We start from the raw sequence: 3,993 nt of genomic DNA, 5'->3' as shown, positions 1-3,993 counted from the left end.
GGATCGAATCCCGTCCGGCGCCCGGGGGTTCCCGGTGCCGCGCCCGTCGCGGAGCGCGGCACCGGCGTCCGGCCGCGGCTTGAGAACACCTCATCAAGCCCGGCCGGAACCCGATGTTCCCGGGACCCGGCGATACGGCATACGGCGCCGCCGGCCCGGTCCGCCCCGGGATCGGGATCACCGGCGGTACAACACCGCCTCCGGCGCCGCCGCGGTCAGCGTCACCGCCTTCGGGTGGACCGGCACCGCCCGCCCGGGTCGATCGTCCCGACCGAGCAGGAACGCCCGGTTGATCCCGTTCACCGTGATCGTGCTGCCCGGGTCGACGCCCGCGACGGTACGGATCGCCACCACCTCGACGATGTCCGACGCCTGCGTCCCGTGCGGCAGCCGTACCGTCGTCGCCGCCGGATCGTCGCGCTGCAACGACCAGTCCACCCGCCCGCGGTCCGAGCGGTACAGCGTCGGGTCCCCCTTGACCCGCACGCCCAGCGCGACCCCGTTCCACCCGGCCGCGCCCGCCGGCGGCTCCGACGTGGTCTTGCGGATCACCGCGTACAGGTAGTCCGTCGGGTCGGCGATCAGCGTGGTCGTGTCGGCCGGCGGGTCGGCCACCACCCGGCCCTCGCGCCGCATCTCCCGGACCATCACCGGATACACCCACGGATGCCGGTCCACCATCTCCTCGCGCGCGGTCCGGGTCGGCTCCGCCAACCGCTCCACCGCCGCCGGCGCGAACCGCATCGGGTCGTCCACCACGTCGCACAGGTTGTTGTTCAACGTGCAGGTCTGCAACAGCGGATGGCCGTCCTCGTAGCGCCCGGCGAACGGCGTCGTGCCGTGGTTCGGCGACTGGAAGAACGCCGTGCCCGGCACCGCCCGGCCGCCCCGGTCCACCTCGACCCGGTACGCCCACTCGATGTCGGTGGTCCGACCCCAGCGGGCCATCAGCGCCGGCGTCGAGGTGCCGCCGTCCTCGTTGCTCCACACGATCGTGTAGGTCAACACCCGGTTCCCGGCTGTCGCCGCCGGGGCCTCCTGGTACCAGGCCAGCACCGGGGTGTCGGTGACCGCGTTCTGGAACGGGCCGGTCACGCCGCCCGGCGCGCCCGGGATGTTCCGGCCGTACAGGACCGGCGCGTTCGCGGCGACCGCGTGCTCCCGGTCCCCGGTCGCGATCGTCCGCGTCCGCAGCCGGGAGACGTGCACCACCGACCCGGCCGGCGACGACCGGTCGGCCGCGAAGCGGATGCTCAGCTCGTGCCGCCCCTTGCGCAGCGCGCCCAGCGCAAAGCCGCGTTCGGTGGGCGTGGCACCGAACACCACCACGTCACCGGCGGGCCGGCCGTCCACGAACAGCTGCACCACCGCCGACTCCGCGCCCGCCTTGCCCCAGTCCACGCCCGGCGCCGCCACGGTCAGCGTCACCAGCGCCTCGCCGTCGCGCCCGGTCCGGAACGGAACCACCACGGGGCGGCCGTCGCGGTGCACCGAGAAGGTGCCGTGCGCTCCCGTGGTCGCCGCGACTGCGTCGGCGGACCCGGCGGCCTCGGCCGCCCGCGCCGCCGAGGCGGGGCCGGCCAGTCCCGCCGCGGCGGCGAGCACCGCCCCGGTCAGCACGAATCGACGCAGACGATGGGTACGAGATCGAGCGAACACGAGCAATCCCCCGAACGAGATGGGTGAGTCCGACCTGCCCACCGTGGCCGGCCGACGGGGCACGGGCCAACCCCCGCACGGGCAAATTCCACCAACCGTCATCACCGGGCCCACGTCCCGACACGCCCCGGCCACGCAGCGGGCCGGCGGCACGCCGATGTCCGATTCGTTCAATACCCGACGCATCCGCACGCCTAGCGTCGAACCATGGAGTGGATCACGAACGACATGATCGACCGGGCCGAACGTTTCCTGTGGGCCTCGGGCCGCGTACTGGAACAGCGCCGATTCGCCTACCTGTTCGGCACCGGCAAGCCGGCCGCGCCGGGGGCCGGCGGCGAACGCGCGGCGCGGGCCGAGCCCGATCGCGCCGGACTGCTCGCCGCCCTGGCCGGATATCGCACCCCCGACGGCGCCTACGCGTACGGCCTGGAACCCGACGTGCGCGGGCCCGAGCCGCATCCGGCCACGCTGCGCACCACGATGCCGATCCTGGCCGAGGCGGACGCGCTGCACGGCCCGAACACGGCCCGCCTGTGCGACTGGCTGGCGGGCGTGGCCGGCGACGCGGGCGGGGTGCCGCCGGCCCTGCCCGGGCTGCGCGACTACCCGCACCCGCCGTGGCTGATCGTGCCGGACCCGCCGGTCCCGGGGCTGATCCCGACCGGCTGGATCGTCGGCCCGCTGCTGCACGCCGGCGTCGAACACCCGTGGCTGCCGGCCGCGACCGAGTTCTGCCGCACCGCCATCGAGCAGTTGCAGACCACCCACCCGTACGAGATCGAGGCCGCGGTGACCTTCCTCGACGGCGTCCCGGACCGGCGGTGGGCCCGGACGCAGGCGCGCCGACTGGGCGAACTGGTGCGCGAGCAGCGGCTGGTGCTGCTCGACCCGGCCCATCCGGAGCAGGCCCGGCTCGCCCCGGGCTACGCCGTCGGCGAGTACCACCTGCCGCACGACTTCGCGCCGCACCCGGGGAGCCTGGCGCGCGAGTGGTTCACCGACGCCGAACTGCGCCGGGGCCTGCGCGCACTGGCCACCGCGCAGGAGGAGGACGGCGGTTGGCCGCTGCGCTGGGCGGAGTGGTCGCCCACGGTCCGCGCCGAGGCCCGACCGGCGATCACCATCGACGCACTGAACGTGCTGAGCGCGTACGACGGGGCACTCTCGGGCGAGGCGTAGACGGGGCACGGGTCGCGGCGCGCCCCCGAGGCGGGAGGCGGCATCGACCGGGCGCCGCCTCCCGCGTCCCGCCTCACACCACCGCCACCCGCTCCCCGTCGACCAGCAGCACCTGCCCGTCCCGCAACGTGCGATGCGGTACACCGCGGGCACGATAGTCGGCCACGACTTCGGCGAGCAGAGCCGACTCGGGGTGATCCGGGGAGTCCACGTGCGGGACCACGGCGTGGTCCAACACCCCCAGCCCGTCCCACCACACCGGCCGCCCGTACACCTCGCTCACCGCGTCCGCGTCGTCGCAGCGCTCCAGGCCGCGCAGGTCGGGCGCGAGCACACAGGCGCCCGCGCTGTACCCGCCGTAGACCACCGTGTCCCGCCGCAGCAGATCGACCAGGACACCGTCCGCACCGCTGCGGGCCAGCGCATGCCGCAGCAGGAACACATTGCCACCGCGCACCCAGACCGCCGGGAACCCGGCCAGTGCGGCGGCCACTTCGTCCGGCGGCCGGTCGAAGAACGTCCGCAGATCGACTTCGGTCGGATGCAGCCCCAGCTCGCGCAGCGCCACGAACTCCGAGCCGACGCAGGCGGCCCGCACCTCGGCCGGCCGGTCGTCGATCGCGTTGGCGATCACCGCGATCGGCACGCCCGCCACACCGGCGCCACCCACCCCACCCAGCAACGCGACCAGCCGCTCCGGGTGTTCACCGAGCCGAAACGACGAGAGATACATGCGCATCGCCGGACCCTAGCGCGTGTCTTCGAACCCCCGCCCGCACGCCCCAACCCGTGCCCCTCCCACCCGTTCGAACTCGCGCTCGAACCCGCCGTTTCCGACCGTCCGACGAACCCGTTGCGCCATCGGAGTGGCGTTCCCGCTCCGAAGTCGTCCCGGGCGTTCACCTGGGTAGGCCCGGCCCCGGAGGGCCTGCCCGCCCTCCGCGAACGACAGCGGCGCCGCCGCGTGGGGTGTGCGGCCCGCACCGAGGGAAGAGGACCCAGCGATGAAAATGCCTGCGCGCATGGCGGTCGCCGTGCTCGCCACGACGGCCGCGGGCGGCGGGGGGGGGGGCGGGGGGGCCCCCGCCCCCCCCCCCCCGCGCCACCCCCCCCCCGCGCCGCGCCCCCCCGCCGCCACCCCGGGGGCGCCCC

Annotated in this window: 3 protein-coding genes; 1 reads left to right on the top strand and 2 read right to left on the bottom strand. The window is 75.2% G+C overall.

What is annotated here, in order from left to right; genetic code table 11:
* Window positions 1-177: 177 nt before the first annotated feature.
* Window positions 178-1,659 (bottom strand): hypothetical protein, encoded by a 1,482-nt coding sequence (locus ACWGR4_RS30165; protein ID WP_452133838.1) that lies wholly within the window; start codon window positions 1,657-1,659, stop codon window positions 178-180.
* Window positions 1,660-1,866: 207 nt separating this feature from the next.
* Between ACWGR4_RS30165 and ACWGR4_RS30160 the strand changes: the two genes are divergently transcribed.
* Window positions 1,867-2,841 (top strand): hypothetical protein, encoded by a 975-nt coding sequence (locus tag ACWGR4_RS30160; protein ID WP_452133837.1) that lies wholly within the window; start codon window positions 1,867-1,869, stop codon window positions 2,839-2,841.
* 73 nt (window positions 2,842-2,914) lie between these two features.
* Here ACWGR4_RS30160 and ACWGR4_RS30155 read toward each other — a convergent pair whose 3' ends face one another.
* Window positions 2,915-3,580, bottom strand: a complete 666-nt coding sequence (locus ACWGR4_RS30155; RefSeq protein WP_452133836.1) for a Type 1 glutamine amidotransferase-like domain-containing protein — start codon at window positions 3,578-3,580, stop codon at window positions 2,915-2,917.
* Window positions 3,581-3,993 lie beyond the last annotated feature (413 nt).

The organism is Embleya sp. NPDC055664 (genome assembly GCF_053618075.1).
The sequence above is the reverse complement of the archived record's forward strand: the minus strand, read 5'-3'. Positions and strand labels throughout refer to the sequence as shown.